Raw genomic sequence first — 26,376 nt, 5'->3', positions numbered from 1 at the left:
CATCAGAGTGAGAAACGCTATCGTTTTTTCTTTTTATTATTAAAATCTATTATAATATTATATGGTATTTTAAACGTCAAGGAAAAAGAGATCATGAAATTTGGTACAGTCCAATAACAGAAAGAAAATCAATCAAGTAATGCAAAATCATGAATATTAAAAATGAAAGAAATTAAATCTATTTTAGCAGCATGGAAAAAATACAAAAAGAAGGAACAAGAAATATTTTTAGCCACTATTGTTAAGGTAAAAGGTTCGACTTATCGTCAACCAGGTGCGCGGATGTTAATCACATCATCGGGGGAAATGTTCGGTAGTATTAGCGGTGGTTGTCTAGAAAAAGATATTTTAGAACACACTCGCGTTTCTATAAAAGACAATAACCCGATTACTGTTACTTATGACTCTACAGCAGACGAAGACATTATCTGGGGGTTTGGACTGGGTTGTAATGGTGTGATTACCGTATTAATTGAACGGTTAAATCAAGAGGATTCTTTAAACCCTTTACAATTGATTGATCATTGTTTCACAACACAACAAAAAGCTGTAATCGCTACAGTTATTAATATAGAAGGAAGTGTTAATAGTAGGGTGGGAGACCGTTTAACGATCACCTTCGATAATCCAGTTAATACTAATTTGCAAGATAATGAATTTAAAACAGCGTTATTAAAAAATGCTCAAACTTCTTTACACAATCAACAGTCTAGTTTCTATTCTTATCAACTTTCACAAGGTAAAATTGATGTGTTTATAGAATTGATTAAACCTCCCCTAAACTTAATGATTTTTGGTGCCGGTCGGGAGGTTATTCCTGTGGCAGACTTAGCTAAAATGTTAGGGTGGAAAATAACCATTATTGATTGTCGTGCTAGTGAAGAAACGAAAGAAAGATTTAGCAGAGCAGATGAAATTATTTTGACTCGTCGAGACATTTTAAATAAACAAATATCCGTTAAAGATGACACAGTGGCTATCATCATGACTCATAATTATCTCGATGATTTAGAAATTCTCAAACTTTTGATACCTTCTGAGATCAAATATTTAGGCTGTTTGGGGTCAAAACAACGCAAAGAAAGATTATTACAAGACCTAAAAAATCAAGGATTAGACGATTCTCCAGAAATGCTCAAAAAATTATATGCGCCGATGGGTTTAGATATTGGTGCAGAGACACCCCAAGCGATCGCTTTATCTATTGTTACAGAAATTCAAGCCGTTTTAACTAACCGGAATGGTGGCTTTTTAAAGCAGCGTGAGCAAGGGATTCATGCCCCTTATCAAGTCAGAGAAGTTCAACTATAACCTTCTCATTATTTACATACCTTAGTAATTCCACTAGGATTATTTAATTTCTTTTTATAATAGAAATAAAGGAATTTCCTGAAAACCCTTAACTTCAGGAGAAAATACCGTGGATATTAAATATGATCAAGCACAATCCCTAATCGAAGCCGCCATGGCCCTGGCTCAAGAACGCAACAAAGGGATCTCCATCGCGGTTGTGGATAGTCACGGAGACTTAGTGGCTTATGGCCGCATGGTAAAAGCGACCATTCAATCGGGGGTATTAGCCCAGGCCAAAGCCTACACCGCAGCACGAGAGGGTATTCCGTCCTCTGATATCGCTCAATGGGCCCAGAAAACGGGAAAAGACATAGGTTACTGGGTTGATCCCAAAATTACAGGCATGGCCGGAGGGGTTCCCATCGTCGTTAACGATCAGGTGATCGGAGGGATAGGCGCCAGTGGGTTAAGTGAAGAAGCGGATGAACAGTTAGTTAAACAAGCCCTAACTCGCTGTTATAGTCACTGTTAAATTTTATTCGATCAACGGAGGGTAAGAAAATGATGAAAAAAGTTCAACTCAGTCACACAGGAATCGACGTTAGTTGTTTATGTTTAGGTACCTTGCGCTTTGGTACGAGAAAGACTTACGAAGAATCAGCAAAAGTTATGGATATGTACCTTGAAGCAGGGGGTAATTTTATCGATACAGCCAACGCTTATGATCAATGGTGTGAGCAAGGGAAAGGAGGAGAAAGTGAAGTGACTATCGGACGTTGGCTAAGGGAAAGAGGAAATCGTCAAGATATTTTCTTAGCCACAAAAGTCGGCTTCGGGTATCGAGACGTTCCCGACGGTTTAGCGGCTTCAACCATCATTTCTGAATGTGAAAGTAGTCTCAGACGTTTAGGGGTCGATCGCATCGATTTATATTACGCTCATCACGATGATCCCCACACGCCCCTAGAAGAAACCTTAAGGGCTTTTGAAACCCTAGTTAATGATGGAAAAATTCGCTTTTATGGTGCTAGTAATTATTTACCCTGGCGTTTAGCGGATGCCGATGCTATCTGTCAACGTCATCGATGGGCCGGATATTGTTGCGTTGAACAACGATTTAGTTACTTACGACCCCGATCTGGGGGAGATTTTGGCCCGCAATGTCTCATCGATGACCATTTAATGAGCTATTGCGATGCACGGGGAAAAACCATGTTAGCTTATACACCTCTCCTTCGTGGGGCTTATGTTCGTAGCGATCGCGCTATTCCTTCCCCTTACCTGGGCCAAGACACGGATGAACGAATCAAAGCGTTACGAGAAGTAGCCCAAGACCTAGGAAAGACCCCGAATCAAGTGGTTTTAGCCTGGATGTTGCACCGTCAACCCCCTTTAATTCCTGTTTTTTCCGCCGGCACTGCTGAACATATGAGAGAAAATTTGGGGGCCCTTGATGTTCACTTGTCGGCTAAACACATGGAGAAACTCGATTTAGCGGGTCATTGTCCCAATGATGAACCGGTTTAATCACTTTCGATCATCCTTTCTAACTCGACCAGGGGAATTAACCAAACAACATCATAGGGAAGTAAGTTAATACAGAGTTGTTGTTCTTTGGTGGTTAATCCCCGTCTATTGACTAAATCGTACCATTGACTTTGTTGTAGACCGAGATCATAAAGATCAATATGGATAGTTTCTGCTTGATTACTAATATTAGTAATGGCTAAAATATGCTCGTTTTGATCCGGTGAAATGCGAAAAATTGAAAACACTTTTTGAGAAATTTCTAAGATTTTTTGCTCCCCATTGGGATGAAAGGCCAATTGTCGACTGCGAATTTCTAATAAATGTCCCAGTTGCTCGACAATTTTGGAAAGTTTGGAATCTTTTTTGAGTAAGTTGGTTTTTAAGTCTTCTTCGAGTAGGGTTTTTCGATTAATATCTCGCTTCGATTTCGTTTTAATTACGGTTTCTAAATCGTTGCGCGTGCCAATTAAACCATGAAAATAAATGGCTGGAATCCCTCTTAAGGCTAATGCTAAACTACGAGAGGCAATAAACCGTTTAACTTGTAATTCTATCGATTCTGTTCCATTATCAAAGTTAATGGCACTAAACCAAGTCGAATTAATTTCGTAGGGTTCTTGTTTTCCCCCTGCTCCCGTTTTATAGGAAATTAACGCCCCATGTTCTCTGGCTTTTTCAATAATAAAATTGATTTGTGAAGAGGAGAGAATGTTTTTAACTCCCATTAACCCAATCCCATCATGAGTATCCAACATATTTAAAAAATTGGTCATTGGGGTCGGATATTGTAACGATTTAGCCCATCGAGAAATAGCGGTACTATCTTCTTGATAAAAGGTATAAAGCACTAAAGGAGGTAGGGCAAAATTATAGATAATTTGGGCTTCATCGGAACCATTACCAAAGTAAGAGATATTTTCTTCATGGGGGACATTGGTTTCTGTGACTAGAACCACTTTTGGATCAACAATATCTAAAATATCTCTTAATAGTTTAATCACTTCGTGGGTTTGTTCTAAATGAACGCCATTTGTCCCCGGTTCATCCCATAAATAAGTAACGGCATCTAAGCGAATTAAAGTAGCTCCTCTTCTAACATAAAGTAGAAAAGTATCAATCATAAAAAGTAATACTTTCGGGTTACGATAATTGAGATCAATTTGATCTGGTGAAAAGGTTGTCCACACCCAAATTTTACCGTCTATGGATTGATATTCTGAGAGAATATCGGAGGTACGAGGACGAACTAAAATTTCTCTTTGTTTGGGGGTTAATTCGTGAGGTGAATGGTAAATCGTTGCAAAATCTTTATAGTCAGGATTACCATTTAATACCTCTTGAAATAGATGACTTTGAGAGGAAATATGATTAAATACACCATCAAACATGAGGCGAAATGATTTTCCGATCGCTTGAATGTCTTTCCAAGCTCCTAATTTTGGATCAACACTTCTATAGTCAGTAATTGAAAAACCGCGATCCGATGAATAAGGGAAAAATGGTAAAAGATGTAAGATACTAAATACATCATAGAGTCTTACATATTCTTTGAGAAATTCTTGTAAGGTTTCTAACGGGGTTAGGGGTTCACTAATTAATAAATCGCCATAGGTAATTAAAATAATATCTTTGTGACTAAAACAATCACTCAGTTTAAATTCTTTCTCAGCTTCGATCATCCCTGGTGGTTTATACGCATAGTGAACTTTTAAGAGTCTTTCTAACTCTTCAATACAATTTTTTGCCTCATCCTCTCCATACAGCACAGATAAACGTGATAATAGTTTTTCGCGAATATCTGGGGTAATTTCTAATAAAGGTTGAGTATAGTCAGGTTGAGAATAATAGGGGATTTTTTTCTTTGGACAGGAAGTCATAACATTGTTGCTGGTGAAGCTTAGATTGACAATTTAATCTGAGTCTTTTCTTAAGATTAAATAACCACGACTGACTAATTCATCATAAAAATGATCCGTTAATTGACGACATTCGCCCCAACTTTGACGGCGTAGGGCTTCATTTTTGAATTGTTTCCCTTGCCAATATTGAGGACTTTGATAGGTTTCTTGGTAACATTTCAGGTCAAAATTGTTCATAATATAATCCTCTCTTACAAAAAAGCTAACATCTTAAAACCAGGTGGTGGTCAATCAAGACTTGTAAATTTATCCTTTATACTTTTATTATGACCCAAGGTTATTAATCATCGTTTCCAATTTGGCATAAATAAAATAATTTTTAACGAAACTTTGTCTTGATTATCTTTCACCCAACAAGAATGAACCAAAAAGTTAATATTGCTGTTATTATTTTAGCTGCCGGGGCCTCGACTCGAATGGGGACAGCTAAACAACTGTTATCCTATCAAGGAGCGACGTTACTCAGTCATACCATTGAAACAGCGATCGCCTCAATTTGTAAACCCATTATTGTGGTTTTAGGAGCCAATGAGGATAAAATCAAGGGTAACATTGATCGATCTTCTGTTACAGTCATTAAAAACAAAAATTGGTCTTTAGGGATGGGTTCATCCATTGGTGTTGGAATTAAATATCTCAGTCATTATCCTCAAACCATCAAAGCGGCTGTTATTTGTGTTTGTGATCAACCTTTTTTAACAGCAGAAATCATTAATAATCTTGTCTTTGCTTATCAAACGACTAGAAAACCGATTATTGTTTGCACCTATGCAAATACTTATGGGGTTCCTGTTTTATTCGATGCTCAATTTTTCTCTCAATTAGTTAGTTTAAATGGGAAAGGAGGAGCCAAAAAAATTATCAAACAATATAAAAATGATGTTTCTTTTATTCCTTTCCCTCAAGGAATGATTGATATTGATACCCCAGAAGATTATCAACAGTTAACATAAATATATTAACTAGGAAGCAGAGGGAGCAGGGAGCATAGGGAGAAAAATATTAATTTTCTTCCCACACTTCTCACACACACTTACGTTTACCTATTACCACCCCCTCTAACTCCCCCTTTGGTTAGGGGGAGAACCCTTGCCTCTTGCCTCTTGCCTTTATTCAAATTTCCAGTCTTTAATATTCCAAGTATTGCGATCCCAAGGGGTCAATTCAAACCCCTGTAAACGGTTACTAATGGCAGTCACATCCGCACGATGAACCAGAGGAATAATGACCACATCATTAACAACAATATCATTCATTTTAATAAACAGTTCTTGTCGTTTTTTGGGATCTAATTCTTGGGTGGCAGCTTCCCATATTTTGTCATATTCAGGATTACAATAACGGGTGTAATTATCCCCTACCCAATTATTAGCTTTTTGGGGAATTTCATCACATTTATAACCCTCCATATAATTGGTGGGATCTGGACTATAATTTCCCGTAGTAAACATCTGTAAATCAGCATAAAAACGTTCCACCGTATCATTATTAGACGGATCACCAGAAAAGAAAATACTTGCATCAATACTCTTTAATTCTACCCCTACGCCAATGGTTTCTAATCCTTGTTTAACGATCTCTTGGGTTTTTTGTCTTAAGGGATTGACTGAGGTTTGAAATACCACTTGCATTTCTACTCCATTTTTATCCCTTGTGCCATTATTATTAGTATCTTTCCATCCAGCTTCATCTAATAATTGTTGAGCTTTTTCTAAGTTAAATGAATAGGAAGTATTGGGGGAGTTGTATTCTTCGGGTAAGAGTAAAATATTAGCGGCCGGTTTCCCTGTAATCCCATATAATTGCTGACTAATCGTATCACGATCAATGGCTAAACTAAAGGCTTCTCTAACCCTTTTATCACTCAAAAAAGGATGAGGATTATTAATATTTGATCGTTCTCCCTCTGCTGTTTCTTGATTGGGATCAGAAAAATTTAATAAAATACGTTCACTCAATGTCCCTAAAATAGAAACCAGTTTTCCTTGTCCCCCTGTTTCTAATTGTTGTAAAATAGGAGCCTCTACTTGTAGGTTAAAAGCATAATCTGCGTCCCCGGTTTGTAACACGGCTCTGGCGGCAGAGGTTGCGTCTCCGCCTCCTTTTAATTCAATGCGTTTAAACCCCAATTGATCGGCATTTCTAAAGTAAGGATTCGGTTCATAAATAACTACGTCTCCGGGTTTAAATTCAACCACTTTATAGGGTCCGGTTCCAATGGGTAATAAATTGGCAGGAGCTTGTCTAGCATTTTCTCCATTATATTTTTCATAAATATGACCAGGTAAAATGAGTCCTGATGAGCCAATAAAAAAGCGATTCCAAGCCGGATTAACTCGTTTAAAAGTAATTTTTACTGTGTTGTAATCTAGGGCTTCAACCTTTTCGATAATTTCGTAATCTCCTGCACTGGTTGCCCCAACTTTTGGGTTACTTAAAAACTGATAAGTAAAGACGACATCATCGGCGGTAAATGGAGTCCCATCGGACCATTGTAGATCGGGTTTTAACTTCCAAGTTACTGACTTTCCATCTTCGGCAATTCCCCCATTTTCACGAGTGGGAATTTCGGCTGCTAAAAAGGGAATTAATTCCCCATTTTTATCATAACTTGCTAAAGGTTCTAAGGTGATTCGACTGGCTTCTGTATCTTTTAATCCGGTGGATAAATGGGGGTTGAGAATGGTGGGAGCTTGCCAATATAATAATTTTAAAGTATCACTATCACTTTGGGTATTTGTAGTGGTTTTGGGTTGAGAATTACAGCTAGTTAAAAGTAGAGAGGTTCCTAAGCATAAAGAGAATAACCAACGGCAAGATTGATAATCAAATAGTTTCTTCAACACAAATAGAACACTTCCTCAGATCATTGGGTTTAGGCTAAATTGTAGCTTATATCTTGCGTCTTCGATAAACCCACCTCTAACCCCCCTGCCCCCCTCTACCCCCCCTGCCCCCTACCCCCCCTGCCCCCCTTTTAAAGGGGGGTGTGGGGGGTGTGGGGGGTGTGGGGGGTGTGGGGGTGTGGGGGGTGTGAGGGGTGTGAGGGGTGTGGGAGGTTTAGGGAAGGTGCAAGCTATGCCTTTAACCAAATCGTCCACTAACATAGTCTCTGGTGGCTTCTTGGGCAGGATTTTGGAATACGGTCTCGGTTTCGTCATATTCGACGAGATAACCCACTTTACCCCCTCTCTCAGTAGCTTCTGCATTGTAAAACGCCGTTAAATCCGATACCCGTGACGCTTGTTGCATATTATGAGTAACAATAACAATAGTGTAATCTTTCTTTAATTCGTGAATCAATTCCTCAATTTTTAGGGTAGAAATGGGGTCCAAGGCTGCGCAGGGTTCATCCATTAAAATAACATCAGGTTTAACGGCGATCGCCCGTGCAATACATAATCGTTGTTGTTGTCCCCCAGACAAGGCTAACCCACTTTGATGTAATTTATCTTTCGTTTCGTCCCACACCGATGCTTTTTTTAAAGAACTTTCTACCAACTCCCCCATATCTCCTTTATATCCATTCAATCTCGCACCAAAGGCAATATTTTCGTAGATAGATTTAGGAAAGGGGTTGGGTTTTTGGAATACCATGCCAATGCGACTCCTTAAATCAACGGGATCGACTTTTTTAGCATAAATATCTTTACCGTGATAGGTAATTTTCCCATCAATTCTCGCACTCGGAATCAGATCATTCATGCGATTAAAACAGCGCAAAACCGTACTTTTTCCGCAACCTGAAGGACCAATAAATGCCACAACTTTATTAATGGGAATATCTAACGTAACATCCCTAACGGCTAAGTTTGAACCGTAGAAAACATTCAATTTTTCAGTTCTTAATACGGTTTCTGTTGCGATATCAGTCATCATTTTTTTCTTTTAACCTTTATAATTTGAGTAACAATAAGTTTAAGTAGATTAACCAAATTTTCCACTGACATAATCTTTAGTATCTTGGTGTTTGGGATTACCAAAAATGGTCTCTGTTTCATCATATTCAACCAGAAAACCCACTTTACTACCTTTATCCGTTGCTTCTGCATTAAAAAAGGCTGTGTAATCAGCCACCCGTGTGGCTTGCTGCATATTATGGGTAACGATAATAATGGTATAATTTTCCTTTAATTCGTGCATTAATTCTTCAACTTTTAGGGTTGAAATAGGATCTAATGCTGAACAAGGTTCGTCCATTAATACCACTTCCGGTTGAGCCGCAATCGTACGAGCAATACACAATCGTTGTTGTTGTCCCCCCGATAAAGAAAAGCCACTTTCTCCTAATTTATCTTTAACTTCGTCCCATAAAACGGCTCGTTTTAAGGAGGTTTCTACCAACTCGTCTAAATCCCCTTTAAAGTTATTTACCCTAGCACCATAAGCAATATTATCATAAATGGTTTTAGGAAAAGGATTGGGTTTTTGAAAGACCATACCGATGCGTTTTCTAACCTCAATGGGATCAATATCAGAGGCATATAAATCCTGTCCATGATAGTTTATTTTTCCCTTAAGGTGAAAACTATCAATGAGATCATTGAGTCGATTGAAACAGCGTAAAATGGTACTTTTTCCACACCCTGAAGGGCCAATAAATGCCGTTATTTTATTTTTTGGAATGGTAAAAGTAACATCCCGAACCGCCCGATAATTTCCGTAATAAATATCCACGTGGTCGAGAGCAAAAACCGTCTCTAACTTATCGATTGGTATTGTATCTTGTTCAATATTTCCCATAATAATTTACTCCCTTCTGAGTAATTCTAAATTCTTCATTCTAAATTCTTCATTCCTAATAGGTTTTCTGACGAGTGGCTAAACGGGCTGTAACACTGGTAATTAAGACTAATAACACTAAAATTAACGATCCTGCCCAAGCCAGTTCCTGTTGCGGTTTAAAGGGTACAATGGCGTAGTTATAAACCAGTACGGATAACGTAGCGATGGGTTCTAGGAGTCCTTGGGGGGGTGCGCTTGGCCAAAAATTAGAGTATAGTGCCGTAAAAATGAGAGGGGCAGTTTCTCCAGCAGCACGAGCAATGGCTAAGGTAACCCCAGTCAAAATAGAGGGAATAGCAGCCGGTAGGACTATTTTTAAGACCGTTTGATAATTGTAAGCCCCGATGCCAAAGGCCGCCCAGCGTACCTCTTGAGGAACAATTTGTAAGGCTTCGTCCGTGGTTCTAACGATAGTAGGTAACATCAAAACCGCTAAGGCAACCCCTCCAGCAATGGCAGAAAAGCCCACAACTCCAGTGGCCACTAATAAACCATAGGCGAATACCCCGGCAATAATGGACGGAACCCCACTTAAAACATTAGTCGCAAATCTCACCCACCTAGCAATTTGGTTATCACGGCTAAATTCTGAGAGATAAATGGCAGCTAACACCCCGAAAGGCACAGAAATAATGGTCGCAATGGCGACTGTAACTAAGGTTCCAATAATAGCATTGGCAATACCCCCTTCTGAAAGGCCAGGGGGAGGCGGTAACTGAGTAAACAGGTCTAAATTAATCCGACGAAAGCCTTGAATAAAAACGAAGATTAACACCGCAAACAGAGGAATGAGGGTGATAATCATACACAGAGAAGCAATACCCGTCCAGAAGCTATCAAATAAGGCACGGGTAGAAGTCGGCTTTTTTTTAAGACTTAATCCCTTGTTTTCCATAACTAATCAGTATCGTGATAAAAATAAACGTTACTACGCCCTCTGGGCGAAGGCAAAAGGCAAAAGGCACTCATGCAAGTTAAAGCCCTGTTACTCATTATTGATACAGTCTCCCTGCTCCCTTTGCTCCCTGCTCCCATGCAGTCTTGACGAGCCATCTCAATCATGAACAGCTTAATATTTCGCTCGAACTTGACTAACGATATAATCAGCCAGAATATTCACCACTAACGTTAAAAGCATTAACACTAACCCGGCATACATCAGGGCGGCCACCTGCATTCCTGACGCTTCAGCAAACTGGTTAGCAATTAAAGATGAGATGGTATTGGCTGGTTCTAAAATAGAAATACTGATCTTATTAACATTACCGATAATCATGGTGACGGCCATGGTTTCTCCCATTGCCCGACCCAAGGCTAACATAATGCCCCCAACGATACCCGAAAAAGCACCTGGAATTAAGACACGGAAAATGGTTTCCCAACGGGTTGCCCCTAACCCTAAGGAAGCTTGCCGTAACTCAGGGGGAAGGGAGGCTAAAGAGTCCCGAGAAATGGCCGTAATAATCGGTAAAATCATAATGGATAGCACAATACCCGCAGGAAACATCCCTGGTCCCCCGGCTGGAGGGGTGCTAAACAGAGGTATCCAACCAAAATTATTATGTAACCACTGGGCAAAGGGTTGAACCACAGGAATTAACACAAAAATCCCCCACAGTCCATAAACCACACTGGGAATGGCTGCCAGTAACTCCACTAAGAAAACTAAGGGAGTGCGGAATTTTTGGGGGATAAAATTTTCACTTAAAAAAATCGCGGTTCCAATGCCTAAAGGGACTGCAATAACCAGAGAAATCAAAGAACTGACTAACGTTCCATAAATCACCGGTAATGCGCCATATTGTTCTCGGCCTTTGACCGGGTTCCAGGAACTACTAAATAGAAAACCCAGTCCATATTCTTGGATAGCTGGCCAAGCACGCCAAGTGATAATCAAAGCAATAGAAAGCAATATTAAACCAATACCAATGGCAAAGGCTAAGGTCAACCAAATAAACCAATTATCAACGGTTTTCTCCATGGCCGAGCGAAAGCCCACCCCGGTTTGTCGTCTAGAAGATGATGCAGTCACGATAAATCAGCAAGCTTAATTGCTCAGAACAACAACAGTGAAAAAAAGTGAGGAGAGCAGAACGAAATATTAGAGTATCAGGGAAAGTTATCAGTTTTTATTATACTTTTTCCCCTCACTCATTATGTCATTAATTAGTCGACTTTAATTTCATAATCAGGGCTAATGACATCAGCCGCTGCGGCCACTTTTTCTCTCACACTAGGGGGTAAGGGAACATAACCTAATTCTTTACTTTGTTCTTGACCTTCGGTTAAGCCGTACTGAATCATGGTTTCCATCGCGATCGCTTTTTGAGGATCGTCATAGGTTTCGTAGGCCATCATCCAAGTGTAAGTAACAATAGGATAAGAGTTATCCCCTTCAGGATCGGTAATAAAGGCCCGTAGATTTTCGGGTAAAGTTACCGCGTCTAATGTGGCTGAGGCAGTCTCATCGGTAGGGACAATGAAGTTACCAGAAGCGTTTTCTAATTCTGCTACGGGAATACTATTCTGTTTAGCGTAACCATATTCAATGTAACCGATCGCGCCTTCGTTTTGCTGAATGGAAGCGGTTACCCCTTCGTTTCCTTTACCCCCGATAAATTTACCTTTGTCCGTGGGCCATTCCACACTTTTTCCTTGACCGATGGTGGTTTCCCATTCTTGGCTAATGGCACTGAGATGCTTAGTAAATACCCCTGTGGTACCACTCCCATCGGAACGGTGGACGACGGTAATGGGTTGATCCGGTAATTGGAGATCGGGGTTAGCGTCAGCGATGGCCGGATCACTCCAGTTAGTAATCGTTCCATTAAAAATGCCGACATAGGCCTCTCTGGTAAGTTTAAGTCCTTCGACTCCAGGTAGGTTATAGGCCATGACAATACTACCAGCGGCCATGGGTAGCAAAAGAACCCCTCTGTCTATATTGGCCATTTCTTCGTCTGTCATGGCTACGTCACTGGCTCCGAAGTCAACGGTTCCAGTGGTAAACTGTTCAACACCGGCACCACTCCCAACGGACTGGTAGTTAACTTGTAGTTGAGGGACTTCTTTGTTGAGTTGCACAAACCAGTTTTGATACAACGGCGCAGGGAAAGACGCACCGGCACCGGTTAAGGCAACATTACCTTCTAGGGGAGGGTTTAAAGCGGTGGTTGTTCCTTCCGTGCCACCATCGGGGGCGGTTGTGGTGGTATCAGGGGCATCAGAAGAACCTCCTCCACAGGCTCCTAAACTGACGGCTAAACTGAGAATTGATAAGGATCTTATTATGGTACGTTTACTGGATTTCACTGATGTGAACATAGGGCTTTAATTGTTAATTGGATAAACTAAACAAATCTTAAAGCAGAATCTAACAATTTATGGTAAACGTTAGGTTAAGAAAGTTATAAGTTCTGAAAATTTAAGACTTTTTTTTCTTTAAAAAAAACCGCTTGTGAAAAAAAGATTAATTTTTCTTTTTTGTGGGGAATCGAGAATTACCATTACATCATTATCAGGAAAAGTCTTGTTTCTCTGCAAAGCACTCTGAATAAGGGATAGCTAAGGATAGGTTAATGGTTTAACTTCTCGTTAACTTGTTGCTTAAAATTAATTGCTAATTACTATCATTAAGAAAAGGTAAAACTAAATATGTTAACCAATATTTATAAAATTTTCAAGGGCAGAACCTGGGGTATGGCTTTGATCTCGTTTTCTTTATTATCTGCTTGTGGTTCGGTTCCTGAATCAGCCATTAAACCCATAAAAATTGATGGCTCAAGTACCGTTTTTCCCATTACCGAACGGGTGTTAGCAAGCTATGAAAGTGAAGCCGTCAACCAACCCGTCAAAGAACTCAAGATAGAAGGGGAATTTTCGGGAACCACTGAAGGGTTTAATAAGTTTTGTGCAGGGGAAACGGACATTAATGCAGCCTCTCGTCCCATTTCTACTGAAGAGATGAAAGCCTGTAATAGTAATGAAATTCGTTATATTGAGCTTCCTATTGCCTTTGATGCCATTACTGTGGTGGTTAATCCTAACAATGATTGGACCGATAGGTTAACCGTTGAACAATTAAAAACGATGTGGGAACCGACGGCAGAAAATCAGGTGACTCAATGGAATCAAATTGATCCCGCTTATCCCAATCGTCCCTTAACCTTATATGGACCCGATAAACTCTCAGGGACTTATGATTACTTTACCAACGCTATTGTGGGAGAAACTGGGGCGAGTCGTCAAGATTATGTTGCCAGCGAGGATGATGAAGTATTAGTAACAGGAGTCGCTCAAGATCCTAATGCGATCGCTTATTTTGGCTATGGCTATTATCAACAACATCAAGATCAACTCAAGGCGGTGGCCATTGATAATGGTAACGGTGGGGTGATTCCTTCGGTGGCAACGGTAGAAAATGAAGAGTATCAGCCCTTATCCCGTCCTTTATTTATCTATGTTAATGCCAAGCGAGCGCAAGAAAATCCGGCTTTAGAAGTTTTTGTGGAATATTATCTTGATAAAGCCCCAGAATTAGTGGCAGATGCTGGTTATATTCCTTTGCCCCCAGATGCTTATCATCTGGCTAAAATCCACTTACAACGGTTTGATGTGGGTAGTGTGTTTGAAGGTAAACCCCAAATTGGTCTCACCATTAGTGATTTAATGCGTCAACCGACTAAATTTTAGAAGCAGAGGCGTAGGCCAACCCCCCCTGCCCCCCTTTTAAAGGGGGGTGTGGGGGGTGTTAACCCGGTTTACGGGCAATCCAATATTTACTCACAAAATGCAGTTGAGTTTCCATGAGTTCAAACCCTGCTTTTTCTAATCTTTCCCCTAACTCATCTCTAATATAATCTTGATAATAGGGTTCATGAAACATAGCAGAAAAATTCTTCATCATCACTTCAAATTCAGGAGAATCGGATAATTGCATTGAATCGCAAATAATAAAGGTTCCTCCTGGTTTTGTCACCCGAAAACACTCATTAATGACTTCCTGGCGGGTAACTCCAGGTAACTCATGGAAGAGAAACACACAGGTTAACCCATGAAAAAAGTTATCGGGATGGGGTAAATCTTCTGCATTAGCGTGGGTGAGTTGGGGGAGTTCCCTGGGATTTTCTGAGAGGAGTTGATTGGCTTTTCGTAGGTAAGCAGGGGATAAGTCAACCCCAAATAAAGACGCTTTAGGAAAGGTTGCACGAATATTTTTTAACGTGCGTCCGGTCCCACAAGCTACGTCTAAGACTTTAATTTGATAAGGTGGAACAGAGGAAAATATTTTTAAACCTTCTTTTAAAGGAGCAAGAATACGGCGACGCATACTATCAGCCACTCCATTAAAAAGAATATCGACTTGTAAGTCGTAGAGATTCGCCGATGAATCACTAAGATAACCATCAGTTTGATAATGAAAGTTTTGTAAATAGTAACGGGGATAGCCTTCTTTTTCGATATCCTTGGCAAAACTTTGATATTCTTTGCGTTGCAATCTTGTCCAGATTTTGGGTAAGTCTAGCCAAACTTCAGGATAATAACGCAAGAAATCTGGTAACAAACTATCAAATAAAATGTCCACAGGGTAAACTCCTTTTTGGGCATCTTTCCAGTCAATTTCACACAGTTGATTCCGTCTTTCTTGTAACTCTAATAATAAGTCTGGAGACAGAGGAGTCGTGAGATTTTGACGACTGGGAACGACAGTATCCGTCAAGCGATCGCTGATGGTTTTGTGGGCTAAACTAAATACACTTTTACTTTGTTGGAATCCTTGATAAGCCAGCTTTGTTAAGGCTTCAGGAAGAGATGAGAGTAAACCAAGATTAGAAATAGATTGCATTGACAACAGTGTACAGTAACGGGAGCAAATTTTTTTTAAATTAGCTTTAGTATATCGACTTAAAACAGTTATTTCAATGTCTTTCTTTAAGACAACGGGGAACAGACAACAGTCAATTAATTAGAATAGCATTGGGAAATTCTATAGCCTTTCTCACTTTGATGAGGTACATTTTTAACTTCTCACTATTGCCTGTTGCCTATTGCCAACGCCCCTGCCCCATACCCCCCCTGCCCCCCTTATAAAGGGGGGTGTGGGGGGTGTGGGGGGTGTGGGGGGTGTGGGGGGTGTGGGGGGTGTGGGAGGTGTGGGGGGTGTGGGAGATTATCGAAGGTGGAAGATCATTTTCTATGTCTTGAGCGTCTAACACAGCCATAGCAGACATATTAACAATGGTATTAATTTGACATCCTCTTTGTAGAATATGAATTGGCTTTTTCATGCCTAATAAAATCGGTCCGATGGCTTCTGCGCCTCCTAATTCATGGAGTAATTTATAGGCAATATTGCCCGATTGTAAATCAGGAAATATCAAAATATTAGCGTTTCCTTTTATTTCGCTAAAAGGATAATGTTCTGCCACTAAACTAGGATTGACTGCCGTATCTGCTTGCATTTCTCCATCGATCATTAAATCGGGTTGTCTATTTTTAACTAATTGAACGGCATTTTTGACGCGATCGCAGAAGGAATGTTTGACACTGCCAAAGTTAGAAAAAGACAGCATGGCAATGCGAGGAACAATATCTAATCGTTTGGCTAAGGCGGCACTTTCTAGGGCAATATCCGCTAAAATTTCGGCGGTGGGTTCAATATTAACAGTGGTATCTGCAAAGAAATAAACCCGATGTTTAAATAACATTAAATACACACCAGAAACGCAGTTAACATCGGCTTTCGTTCCGATAATTTGTAAGGCTGATCTCAAAATACTAGGATAGGCTTGACTGACACCTGCAACCATGGCATTAGCTTGCCCTAACTGTACCATTAACAAAGCAAAAATAGTGGGATCAAGAACACTTTGTTTAGCTTGATTTAAAGTCATTCCTTTACGTTGACGTAGGATAAATAATGCTTGAATATAGTGATCTCGTTCACTAAAATTCACAGGATCAATAATAGGAATATTCTCTAACTCTAGGCCTAACTCTGTTACTTTTTGATTGATTTTATCCACGGAACCAATTAGAATGGGTTGGGCGATTCCTTCCTCTTGCAAAATTTGACAAGCTTTTAATATTTTGGGGTTATCTCCTTCTGGAAAAACAATGGATTTAGGATTCGTTTTTGCTTTCTGAATACTGTGACGAATAATCTCTTTTGACATTCCCATCCGTTGTTCTAAGGACTCTTTATAATGATCTAAATCCAGAGATTTTCGAGCAACCCCTGTATCCATAGCTGCTTGAGCAACCGCAGGGGCTACCCAAAACAGAACCCGATGATCAAATGGTTTAGGAATTAAATAATCTCGTCCAAAACTAAGCTCTTTTAATCCATAAGCTCGTAAAACAGTATAGGGAACTTCTTCATGAGCCAGTTTTACTAAAGCTTCAACTGCAGCAATTTTCATAGTTTCATTAATATCGGTTGCTCGTACATCTAAAGCCCCTCGAAAGATAAATGGAAAGCCTAAAACATTATTAACTTGGTTAGGATAATCTGATCTTCCTGTGGCTATAATGACATCAGAACGAGCCTTAATGGCTTCATCGTATTCAATTTCGGGATCGGGATTAGCTAAAGCAAAAACAATGGGATTCTCAGCCATTGATTGCAACATAGAAACCGATAAAGCCCCCTTAACCGATAGTCCCACAAACACATCAGCATCCTTAATCGCTTCTTCTAAGGTTCTAGCTTGAGTAGTGGAAGCAAATAGGGCTTTATAAGGGTTCATATCTTCTTTTCTTCCCTGATAAATAACCCCTTTTCTATCACACATAATTAAATGCTCAGGCCGGACTCCTAATGTTAGATGAAGTTTCGCACAAGCAATGGCTGCAGCCCCAGCACCACAATAAACGACTTTTATAGTTTCAATAGATTTTTTGGCAACTTTTAAGGCATTTAATAAAGCAGCCGATGTAATAATAGCAGTTCCATGTTGATCGTCATGAAAAACAGGAATTTTCATCGCTTTTTTTAGGGTTTCTTCAATATAAAAGCTATCCGGTGCTTTAATATCTTCTAAATTAATTCCACCGAAAGTCGGTTCTAAACTTTTAACAGTTGCAATAAATTGATCGGCATCATAAGCATCAATTTCTAGGTCAAAAACATCAATATCTGCAAACCGTTTAAATAAAATTGCTTTCCCTTCCATTACCGGTTTACCGGCCAACGGTCCAATATTACCTAACCCTAAAACCGCCGTCCCGTTAGTAGCTACTGCCACTAGGTTTCCTTTTGTTGTATAATCATATACCTGATCAGGATCTTGATGAATGTGGCGACAGGGTTCGGCCACACCAGGGGTATAAGCTAACGAGAGATCCCTCTGAGTAATAAAGGGTTTGGTCCCATTTACCTCCAATTTACCCGGACGACCCGAACGATGATACTCCAGTGCATCTTCACCCAAAGAACCCATTTTAGTGACTCCCTAAAAATTATCGATAATGATAATGATAATGATTGTTAATGATAATCATCAACAAAAATTATTTTAAATAATAAAATATTATCATTTAAATTCACTATGAAATGATTATGTTGGGTTTCGTCACCTCAACCCAACCTACGAAGGCACTGCGAAGCAGATCGCCCTAGAATTTTGCCAAAAAAAACATATTGTTTAAACATAAATATTGCTATTTAATTGAGTCAAATAATCTTGGGCAGACTCAGGAGAAAGAGGCTGACTTAATAAAGGATTTGCTAATTAAATGAAAAAATAGGTTGGATTACTAGACTGAAATGATATGGGGGCGGAGAGACTTGAACTCTCACGACCTTGCGGTCAACGGATTTTCATTCTCTTGCAGCTTTCGCTACTGCGTCATCCGAGCTTTGAGAATTGGACTCTCCCTTTACCCTCAGCTTGATCTGTTAGGGTAGCTCCCGTCGAGTCTCTGCACCTTCTAAACCCTTTCGGCTTTAGCTTGGCTCAGGATTGCCCTATCTATTAAACTAGACTTAGGTTTCCCTGAATTTGAGAGCTGACACTTGTAAGATTTCTCTAACAAGGCTCAATTTTACTTAAGTCCGTAGCGTCTACCATTCCGCCACGCCCCCGTCAGGTCAGAAGCTAAATTAGCTTTTTTCACCGACAATTACTTATCGTATCACAAGATTGTCTTTTGGTTAATAGATTTTTTAATTTTTTTTAGATTTTTTCTTGTTTGTTTCCTATTCAGAGGATATTGATTAGCCATCGTCCCCCCGAAACTCCTACTCCTGACTCCCTTTAGGCTCTTATCTGAGCTTTTCGTTTCATCAAAAGACTTAATAGCCCTAACCCGATTAACCCCATGATTCCGGCAAGGGGATTATTATCTATTCCCGTTAATAGGGGAGATACTTGATCGGTATAATGCACCAATTCACCGACATTGAGTATGTAATATCCCCATACTAACCCCCCATGCAGTCCGATACAAATTCCCAAACGGTTACCGTGACCCATTTTCCCCCACACTAATGTTATTCCTAATAAAAATAAGGCCGGAAATTGGGGAAAAGTTCTCAGAATTTCTGCTATGGGTTTTAAAAAGTGCAAAATAGCAAAGATAATTCCATTCGTTAACACAACTGTTTTGGAATGATAATCTTTTTTGAGTTCTTCTAGTAGCCAACCTCTAAAAAATAATTCTTCTGCTAAACCAATGCCTAAGGCACTTAATAAACCTTCAAAAATAATCACGGTAAAATTATCAGCAGGTGGGACAAATTTGATCCAGCCTAAAATGGCTTCTATAATGAATAATCCAAAAGTAAATGATAAACCTAAACTTAAACCATTGACCAACTCAATACCATTCTTGCGAGTAAAGACTAATCCATAATCTCGCCACCAACGATCAATTTTATAAACTTTTTTATTCCAAATAAATAACAAAACAATAAACTCTAAATAAAGAATTGCCATGGTGACAATTGTGGTTAAATTAGGATCACTGTTTAATAGTAAATAAATAGGAATAGCTAGAGGAAGCCATAACACCAAGAGTAAAATTATAAAAATCCCCAGCCGTATCGCTGCTGGGTAATTAGCAATTATGGTAAAGTTAATGTTCAAGGATTCAAAGACGCGCTAAGATTTTTTTAATAACATGATTCAGTGTCAAAAACACTTGAAATAATAGTTTTAGATGGATTAGATTATTATCCCTGTTACTCGTCCGGTTCAATGGTGCTAGTTAAACCATGATTTTTGAGCGTTTCACAATAAAATTCTGCCGGTTCTAAGGCACAGGTAATAACCAAAGCTGTCCCATTGGTATGGGCTTCCATCATAATATCGACAGCTTGGGGTTGGGTCATTCCTGATACGGTTTGCATCAAGGTTTGAACCACATATTCCATAGAGTTGAAGTCATCGTTATGCAACAAAACCCGATATCGAGGGGCTGGTTTACGAACCGTAGAAGTGGATGAAGATCGTTTTTCGATTACTTCTGTTGTCATCGCTCTAGCTATTCTCCTTGTTTTGCATTATGTTACCAAAAAAATCATGTCTTTGATTAGATGCATAAAATAGACTTTTTGTCAATCTAAATTCAAGTGTACTTAGTGTTTACGTAATACAATGGTCAGGATATGTTATCATGAGGCGCAATTCATACTATCTGATATTCTTGTTTCCCTCACATTGATTTATTTAAGCTTGGTTTGAGCAATGAGCAATTCTTCTTCTATCATTTTGGATGCGAAACAATTATCTAAAAGCTTTGGTGGCTTAAAGGCGGTAGACAATGCTCAAATACAGGTCAAACAAGGCAGCATTACCGGACTAATTGGACCCAACGGGGCGGGAAAAACCACTTTATTTAATCTTTTATCTAATTTTATCCGTCCCGATCAAGGGGAAGTCATTTTTGATGGAGAACCGATTCACCATTTATCTCCTCATCAAATCGCGTTACAAGGATGTATTCGGACTTTCCAAGTGGCTAGGGTGTTATCCCGTCTTAGCGTCTTAGAAAATATGTTATTGGCCACCCAAAAACAAACCGGGGAAAGCGTCTGGCAACTCTGCTTAAAACGAAAACAGGTTAAACAAGAGGAACGAGCAAATAAAGAAAAAGCCCTTTCTATTTTAGAATCTGTCGGTTTAATAGAAAAACGCCACGACTATGCCGGGGCCTTGTCTGGGGGACAGCGCAAACTCCTAGAAATGGCAAGAACCCTCATGACTCGCCCTAAACTCATTTTACTAGACGAACCGGCCGCCGGCGTTAATCCGACTCTCATCGGACAAATTTGTGAGCATATTAAAACTTGGAATCAACAGGGGATTTCTTTTTTAATTATTGAACATAATATGGATGTCGTCATGTCCTTATGTGATCATGTTTGGGTGTTAGCTGAAGGCACTAACTTGGCCGATGGAACCCCCACAGAAATACAACAAAATTCTACAGTTCTTGAGGCTTATTTAGGAGAATAAAATGAGTGTTGGGTATAAAAAACCATCATCTAGAAACTATTATTAATTATTAAAAATGAGTAAATTAATTAATTTCAGTAAATTGGCTTTATGGGGATTACTCGGCTTAATCTTGAGTTTTCTAATTAGTTGTAATAATGGCCAATCTTCCAACAGTGGTCAAGAATTGGAATTTTGGACAATGCAGCTACAACCGCAATTTACCCCTTATTTTACCGAATTAATACAACAATTTGAACAAGAACACGAAGGGGTTAAAATTCGTTGGGTTGACATTCCTTGGTCAGCCATGGAAAGTAAAATTTTAACCGCCGTTTCTGCTAATACTGCCCCCGATGTGGTCAATCTAAATCCTAATTTTGCTTCTAAATTAGCCAGTCGTAATGCTTGGTTAAATTTAACAGAAAATGATTATCTTTCCCCTGAAGAAAAAGAAACCTATTTACCCAATATTTGGGAAGCTGGAACAGTCAATAATATTAGTTTTGGTTTGCCTTGGTATTTAACAACACGAATCGCTATTTATAATCAAGAACTCCTCAAACAGGCCGGCATTGAAAACCCGCCGACGACTTTTCAAGAATTAGCAGAAGTCGCTGCAACCTTAAAAGAAAAAACAGGAAAATATGCCATGTTTTTCACCTTTGTGCCTGGAGATTCTGGAGAGGTTTTAGAATCTTTAGTACAAATGGGTGTTACTTTAGTTGATGAAAACGGAAAAGCAGCTTTTAACAGTCCAGAAGGGTTAGAAGCGTTTCGTTATTGGATCGATTTATATCAACAAGAATTATTACCCCCAGAAGTGCTAACCCAAGGCCATCGCCATGCGATCGACTTATATCAATCAGGAGAAATTGCCTTATTATCAACTGGTGCAGAATCCTTTAACGTTATTATTAATAATGCTCCTACTATTGCCGAAGTCTCCGCGGCCTCTCCTCAAATTACAGGAGAAACCGGTAAAAAAAATGTGGCAGTGATGAACTTAGTTATTCCTAAAAGTACCGATAAACCTCAAGAAGCCATTGAATTTGCTACCTTTGTTACTAACACAGAAAATCAATTAAAATTCGCCAAAGAAGCCAACGTTTTACCTTCAACAGTAAAGGCAATAGAAACCTATATTAATGAACAAGAAAACTCATCCGAAACAAGCGCATTATCACAAGCGATCGCGATTAGTGCTAAACAATTACAAGAGGCTCAAGTCTTAGTACCACCGCAAGACAATATTAACCAATTACAAAAGATTATCTATGAAAACCTACAAGCTGCTATGTTAAACGAAAAAACAGCAGAACAAGCGTTACAAGATGCTGCCAATGAGTGGAATAATCTAAATAACTGATCACTGATAACTGATCACTGTTCACTGTAAACTCAGGCTATAATAGACAGTGATAAATGGGGCTGTGGCTCAGTTGGATAGAGCAAGCGCCTCCTAAGCGCTAGGTCGCCGGTTCAAATCCGGCCAGTCCCGTTAAATTGGCGATTGACTTTTTCTTTAAGCGACTGGAGAAAAAACAAATCTAGCCACAGCAATAAGAAAACCACTAACGGCCGTCACTAAAATTCCGATCAATGTCCAGATTTGTGCTTTAGTTGATCCTTTTAATTCGTTAACATCATCTTTGATACCTTTAACTTCTGTTTTTACTTCTGCTAATTCAACCTCAATCGTGTTTAGTTTGGTGTTGACTTTGTCTAACTTTTGATTGACTTCTTTAATATCCTGTTTAAGTTCTTTGAGAATTTCTGCTATGGGGTAGCTGACGCTAGTCGGTTCGTTCATGGGTGAAACTCTTATATATATTTAAGTTAAAGTAAGGTGGGCAATGCCCACCCTACTGTATTTATTGTAAGCTTTCTGTTAGTTGCTGTTTAGCAGTAGATAAGGCTTCAGATAGCTTACTGGGTTCTCTTCCTCCAGCTTGGGCTAAATTAGGACGACCTCCGCCGCCACCGCCGCATATTTTAGCAATTTGACCGATGAATTTTCCGGCCTGCAGTTGCTTTTCTTTATTGACTTTTTTACTAAAAGCTGCTACTAAACTCACCTTTCCTTCTGAGGGAATGGAACCTAAAATAACCGCCCCTTCCCCTAGTTTTTGTTGTAATCTTTCTGCGGCAGTTTGTAAAGCTTTTGCGTCCATTTCTCCCATGTCTGACACCAACAGTTTAAACTCACCAATGGTTTCAGCTTCGGTTAATAATTGGTCAGATTTTGCCACAGCAAGGTCTTGTTTAACCGCTTCTAATTCTTTTTGAGTGGTTTTGAGTTCAGACTGTAAAGTAGTAATGCGATCGCTAATTTCTTCCGGTTTAATTTTAAAGCGATCGCAGAGATCCTTAACTACCGTTTCCCTGACTTTCAAATACTCTAAAACCGCAGGACCGGCTACCGCTTCAATACGTCTTACCCCGGAAGAAATACCACTTTCAGACATAATTTTAAACAAGCCAATTTCGGCAGTATTTTTAACATGAGTTCCGCCGCATAATTCCATAGAAACCCCTGGCACATCGATGACACGAACGTCGGCCCCGTATTTTTCCCCAAACATAGCGATCGCCCCTTTTTCTTTGGCAGTTTCCATGGGCATCACTGCAATTTCTGTCTCGTGTGCCTCAGCGATCCAACTATTAATTAAATCCTCAATTTCTTGTAATTCTTCTGAGGTTACCGCACGGGGACAATTGAAGTCAAATCTTAAGCGATCAAAGGCCACTAATGAACCAGCTTGAGAGATAGAATTATCGACAACTTTCTTCAAAGCAGCTTGTAATAAATGGGTTGCGGTATGATTAGCTTGTACTTGACGGCGACAGGCTCTATCAATAGTAGCATTGACTTGATCATTAACAGAAACCTGACCCCTTTCTACTCGACCAAAATGAACAAAAATCCCTGATTCTTTTTGCACATCGTCGACCCGAATAACTAAATTTTCCCCTGTCAAAAATCCGCGATCGCCTATCTGTCCCCCTGATTCTCCATAGAAGGGAGTCTGATCTAATACGATTTGAACCTCGGTTCCGGCTTCTGCTGTCTCAACAGATTTTCCTTGAATTAAAACCGCTTCCACTTTAGCAGTTGATTGTAAGTCAGTATAGCCTAAAAATGCCGTCGGATGAATGTGTTCAGCTAACTTATCTAAGCTACCTTGTACCGTTAAATCAATGGTTTCGTGGGCAGCTTTTGACCGTTCTTGTTGCTGCTTCATTTCCGTTTCAAATTCTTCTATATCCACCGTTAAATTGCTTTCTTCTGCAATTTCTTGGGTAAGTTCTAAGGGGAAGCCATAAGTATCATATAAAGTAAAGGCATCTACTCCTGAAATTTGCCCTTGTGTCTCAGTTTTTTCAATGATTTCAGCGAGTAACTTTTCTCCCCGTTCTAAGGTTTTTAAGAAAGCGGTTTCTTCCCGTTCTAATTCTCCTTTAATAAAGCTTTCTCTTTCCTTAACTTGGGGATAAGCATTTTCAGAAAGTTGGATCGCAGTTTCTGCTACTTGATTAATAAATTGTCCCTCAATTCCTATTAGGCGACCATGACGTACTACCCGACGAATTAAACGGCGTAAAACGTAACCTCTATCGGTATTTGATGCGGTAATCCCATCACTAATCATGTGAACCACTGAGCGCACATGATCCCCGATTACTTTTAAAGAGACTTTAGTTTTTTCTGTCGCTTTTTGGTAGTCAATCTTAGCAATGTTAGCCGCAGTTTCAATAATAGGAAAAATCAGATCCGTCTCATAATTATTAGGCACTTTTTGTAAGATTTGCGCCATCCGTTCTAACCCCATTCCGGTGTCAATATTTTTGTTTTGTAATGGGGTTAGATTTCCCTCGGCATCCCGATTATATTCCATAAATACCAAGTTATAGAACTCGATAAAACGGGTATCATCTTCGAGATCAATATTGTCCTCTCCCAGTTCAGGATGAAAGTCATAATAGAGTTCTGAACATGGACCACAAGGACCAGTGGGTCCAGCTTTCCAGAAGTTATCTTTTTCTCCCATGCGTTTAATTCGTTGGGGAGGAATACCGATCATTTCTTCCCATAGTTTAAAGGCTTCATCGTCTTTTTCAAACACACTTACCACAATATTTTCTGGGGGTAACTGATACACTTTGGTAGACAGTTCCCAGGCCCATTTAATGGCTTGTTCTTTAAAATAGTCCCCAAAGCTAAAATTCCCCAACATCTCAAAGAAGGTGTGATGTCTAGCGGTGCGTCCTACATTTTCGATATCATTGGTTCGGATACACTTTTGAGAGGTGGTAGCGCGGGGGAAGTCGGACTGTTTTTGACCCAGGAAAATCGGTTTAAAGGGAAGCATCCCTGCAATGGTCAGAAGTACGGTAGGATCTTCAGGAACAAGAGACGCACTGGGTAGAATTTGGTGATTGTGTTGAGCGTAGAATTGTAAAAAGCGATCGCGTATTTGATTTCCGGTCAGAAAAGGTACGGTTGTGGTCATTATCATGTTTCTCGTTTGAGTCCATCTTTCAGTTTAAAATTTTTTTGCTTTGGCCAGCACAAAAAAATTACCCACTCCCACCCATCCATGCTTTAAAAAGGGGGGTTTGCTTTACTCTGATCGTGATCACTGATCATATTTTAAACATTTGTTAAGATAAAAGAGCTTCAAACAATCACTTGTGGTTAGTTAACTTGTTATATTTTTATTAAAATTACCAAAAGATAACTATCACTCTGTGTATATTTTGAGCAATTCTGCACAAGAGTTTTTATCACTTAACCTCAAGACAACTAAGAGCATAGTAAAATGACTAATGTAAAAGAACTGAATCAGTTAATGGAAAAGATTGAAAGTGGCGATGTTGTTAGTCGCGCCTTTGCGAGACAAAAAGCATCAGACATTTTAGCCACAAAAAGTATCGATTTATCCCTCAGACAAACCTTAGCTGATCACCTTAATCAACAAAATTTATTATTAGCCTTAAAAACGACGGTAGGGGATGAGAGCTATTAAATAGTTTAATCGTTATTCTTGGTTTTTTCGCTTTATCAATATCAATTAAAACTCCCTTCAATTGAAGGGAGCTTTTTTGATGATTCTGTATATTGAGAGGAGAGGATTCTGTAACTAGAACAGCAAAGAAACTTTTATCCTGATAAGATTATGCAGAAATATTGGCAGTGGGATCGATACCCATATTATCAGCTATTTCACGTAATACAGTGATTTGGGTATTAAATTCTAAGGATTCAAGAGAACCTAACCACTCGGTTTCTGCCTCACCTAAGTCATATTGATCGGGCATCGGAATAATTAATCCTTCTACCATTCCTTGGGCTAAAAAGTACCAAAAGGCTAACTTAGTATTAGCACTGAAACCACCATATGACGGCT

General features: G+C 39.5%; 23 protein-coding genes and 1 tRNA gene. 9 read left to right on the top strand and 15 right to left on the bottom strand.

The features are described from left to right. The first annotated feature begins 162 nt into the window (after positions 1–162). The 3 genes from C4E06_RS02775 to C4E06_RS02765 all read left to right on the top strand — a co-directional run bounded on the left by C4E06_RS02775 (position 163) and on the right by C4E06_RS02765 (position 2,820). Complete coding sequence (locus C4E06_RS02775) at positions 163–1,311, top strand: XdhC family protein (protein WP_107666701.1); 1,149 nt, start codon at positions 163–165, stop codon at positions 1,309–1,311. Positions 1,312–1,420: 109 nt separating this feature from the next. Further along, entirely contained in the window at positions 1,421–1,825 is a 405-nt protein-coding gene (locus tag C4E06_RS02770) for a heme-binding protein (RefSeq protein WP_198648244.1), read from the top strand. A 29-nt stretch (positions 1,826–1,854) separates the two neighbouring features. Next, entirely contained in the window at positions 1,855–2,820 is a 966-nt protein-coding gene (locus C4E06_RS02765; RefSeq protein ID WP_198648243.1) for an aldo/keto reductase, read from the top strand. Here C4E06_RS02765 and C4E06_RS02760 read toward each other — a convergent pair. Both C4E06_RS02760 and C4E06_RS02755 read right to left on the bottom strand, forming a co-directional pair. Beyond that, entirely contained in the window at positions 2,817–4,700 is a 1,884-nt protein-coding gene (locus tag C4E06_RS02760; RefSeq protein WP_107666699.1) for a sugar phosphorylase, read from the bottom strand. The genes C4E06_RS02765 and C4E06_RS02760 overlap by 4 nt on opposite strands. Before the next feature lie 33 nt (positions 4,701–4,733). Next, positions 4,734–4,919 carry a hypothetical protein gene (locus C4E06_RS02755; RefSeq protein WP_107666698.1) on the bottom strand — a complete coding sequence of 62 codons (186 nt, stop codon included), beginning with the start codon at positions 4,917–4,919 and terminating at the stop codon, positions 4,734–4,736. 182 nt (positions 4,920–5,101) lie between these two features. On the opposite strand from C4E06_RS02755, the gene C4E06_RS02750 reads away from it, so the two are divergent. Then, entirely contained in the window at positions 5,102–5,695 is a 594-nt protein-coding gene (locus C4E06_RS02750) for an NTP transferase domain-containing protein (RefSeq protein WP_107666697.1), read from the top strand. Positions 5,696–5,851: 156 nt separating this feature from the next. On the opposite strand, the gene C4E06_RS02745 is transcribed toward C4E06_RS02750, so the two are convergent. The 6 genes from C4E06_RS02745 to pstS form a co-directional block, all read right to left on the bottom strand. Beyond that, complete coding sequence (locus C4E06_RS02745; protein WP_107666696.1) at positions 5,852–7,588, bottom strand: peptide ABC transporter substrate-binding protein; 1,737 nt, start codon at positions 7,586–7,588, stop codon at positions 5,852–5,854. A 238-nt stretch (positions 7,589–7,826) separates the two neighbouring features. Next, positions 7,827–8,621, bottom strand: a complete 795-nt coding sequence (gene pstB, locus C4E06_RS02740) for a phosphate ABC transporter ATP-binding protein PstB (RefSeq protein WP_107666695.1) — start codon at positions 8,619–8,621, stop codon at positions 7,827–7,829. Positions 8,622–8,669: 48 nt separating this feature from the next. Further along, positions 8,670–9,485, bottom strand: coding sequence for a phosphate ABC transporter ATP-binding protein PstB (gene pstB / locus C4E06_RS02735; RefSeq protein WP_107666694.1), 816 nt, complete (start codon positions 9,483–9,485; stop codon positions 8,670–8,672). Positions 9,486–9,540: 55 nt separating this feature from the next. After that, on the bottom strand, positions 9,541–10,422 hold the full coding sequence (pstA, locus tag C4E06_RS02730) for a phosphate ABC transporter permease PstA (protein WP_107666693.1): 882 nt from the start codon (positions 10,420–10,422) through the stop codon (positions 9,541–9,543). A gap of 174 nt (positions 10,423–10,596) precedes the next feature. Then, positions 10,597–11,508: a phosphate ABC transporter permease subunit PstC gene (pstC, locus tag C4E06_RS02725; protein WP_198648247.1), complete on the bottom strand. Its 912-nt coding sequence runs from the start codon at positions 11,506–11,508 to the stop codon at positions 10,597–10,599. Positions 11,509–11,693: 185 nt separating this feature from the next. After that, positions 11,694–12,851: a phosphate ABC transporter substrate-binding protein PstS gene (pstS, locus tag C4E06_RS02720; RefSeq protein ID WP_107666691.1), complete on the bottom strand. Its 1,158-nt coding sequence runs from the start codon at positions 12,849–12,851 to the stop codon at positions 11,694–11,696. A 330-nt stretch (positions 12,852–13,181) separates the two neighbouring features. On the opposite strand from pstS, the gene C4E06_RS02715 reads away from it, so the two are divergent. Then, the gene (locus C4E06_RS02715; RefSeq protein WP_107666690.1) at positions 13,182–14,219 is read left to right on the top strand and encodes a PstS family phosphate ABC transporter substrate-binding protein; all 1,038 of its coding nucleotides are present in this window, start codon (positions 13,182–13,184) and stop codon (positions 14,217–14,219) included. A gap of 58 nt (positions 14,220–14,277) precedes the next feature. On the opposite strand, the gene C4E06_RS02710 is transcribed toward C4E06_RS02715, so the two are convergent. The 4 genes from C4E06_RS02710 to clpS form a co-directional block, all read right to left on the bottom strand. Then, positions 14,278–15,372, bottom strand: coding sequence for a class I SAM-dependent methyltransferase (locus C4E06_RS02710; protein ID WP_107666689.1), 1,095 nt, complete (start codon positions 15,370–15,372; stop codon positions 14,278–14,280). Between the two features lie 199 nt (positions 15,373–15,571). Then, positions 15,572–17,968: a phosphate acetyltransferase gene (gene pta, locus C4E06_RS29385; protein WP_198648242.1), complete on the bottom strand. Its 2,397-nt coding sequence runs from the start codon at positions 17,966–17,968 to the stop codon at positions 15,572–15,574. 816 nt (positions 17,969–18,784) lie between these two features. Further along, entirely contained in the window at positions 18,785–19,615 is an 831-nt protein-coding gene (locus C4E06_RS02700; RefSeq protein WP_370051249.1) for a CPBP family intramembrane glutamic endopeptidase, read from the bottom strand. Positions 19,616–19,710: 95 nt separating this feature from the next. After that, the gene (gene clpS / locus C4E06_RS02695) at positions 19,711–20,004 is read right to left on the bottom strand and encodes an ATP-dependent Clp protease adapter ClpS (protein WP_008275034.1); all 294 of its coding nucleotides are present in this window, start codon (positions 20,002–20,004) and stop codon (positions 19,711–19,713) included. A 211-nt stretch (positions 20,005–20,215) separates the two neighbouring features. On the opposite strand from clpS, the gene C4E06_RS02690 reads away from it, so the two are divergent. The 3 genes from C4E06_RS02690 (at position 20,216) to C4E06_RS02680 (ending at position 22,466) form a co-directional block, all read left to right on the top strand. Further along, on the top strand, positions 20,216–20,986 hold the full coding sequence (locus tag C4E06_RS02690) for an ABC transporter ATP-binding protein (RefSeq protein WP_107666688.1): 771 nt from the start codon (positions 20,216–20,218) through the stop codon (positions 20,984–20,986). A gap of 55 nt (positions 20,987–21,041) precedes the next feature. After that, positions 21,042–22,334, top strand: a complete 1,293-nt coding sequence (locus C4E06_RS02685; protein ID WP_107666687.1) for a sugar ABC transporter substrate-binding protein — start codon at positions 21,042–21,044, stop codon at positions 22,332–22,334. 58 nt (positions 22,335–22,392) lie between these two features. Continuing rightward, a tRNA-Arg gene (locus tag C4E06_RS02680) sits at positions 22,393–22,466 on the top strand. A 24-nt stretch (positions 22,467–22,490) separates the two neighbouring features. Here the strand turns inward: C4E06_RS02680 and C4E06_RS02675 are convergent. Then, positions 22,491–22,778, bottom strand: a complete 288-nt coding sequence (locus C4E06_RS02675; RefSeq protein ID WP_107666686.1) for a hemolysin XhlA family protein — start codon at positions 22,776–22,778, stop codon at positions 22,491–22,493. A gap of 61 nt (positions 22,779–22,839) precedes the next feature. After that, positions 22,840–25,479, bottom strand: coding sequence for an alanine--tRNA ligase (gene alaS, locus C4E06_RS02670; protein WP_107666685.1), 2,640 nt, complete (start codon positions 25,477–25,479; stop codon positions 22,840–22,842). A gap of 309 nt (positions 25,480–25,788) precedes the next feature. Here alaS and C4E06_RS02665 point away from each other — a divergent pair, with 309 nt between their 5' ends. Next, positions 25,789–25,995 carry a hypothetical protein gene (locus C4E06_RS02665; protein WP_107666684.1) on the top strand — a complete coding sequence of 69 codons (207 nt, stop codon included), beginning with the start codon at positions 25,789–25,791 and terminating at the stop codon, positions 25,993–25,995. Positions 25,996–26,143: 148 nt separating this feature from the next. On the opposite strand, the gene C4E06_RS02660 is transcribed toward C4E06_RS02665, so the two are convergent. Further along, positions 26,144–26,376, bottom strand: a 233-nt coding sequence (locus tag C4E06_RS02660; RefSeq protein WP_304529246.1) for an orange carotenoid protein N-terminal domain-containing protein, incomplete at its 5' end; no start/stop codon positions are given.

This window comes from Cyanothece sp. BG0011 (assembly GCF_003013815.1).
GTDB lineage: Bacteria > Cyanobacteriota > Cyanobacteriia > Cyanobacteriales > Microcystaceae > Crocosphaera.
The sequence above is the reverse complement of the archived record's forward strand: the minus strand, read 5'-3'. Positions and strand labels throughout refer to the sequence as shown.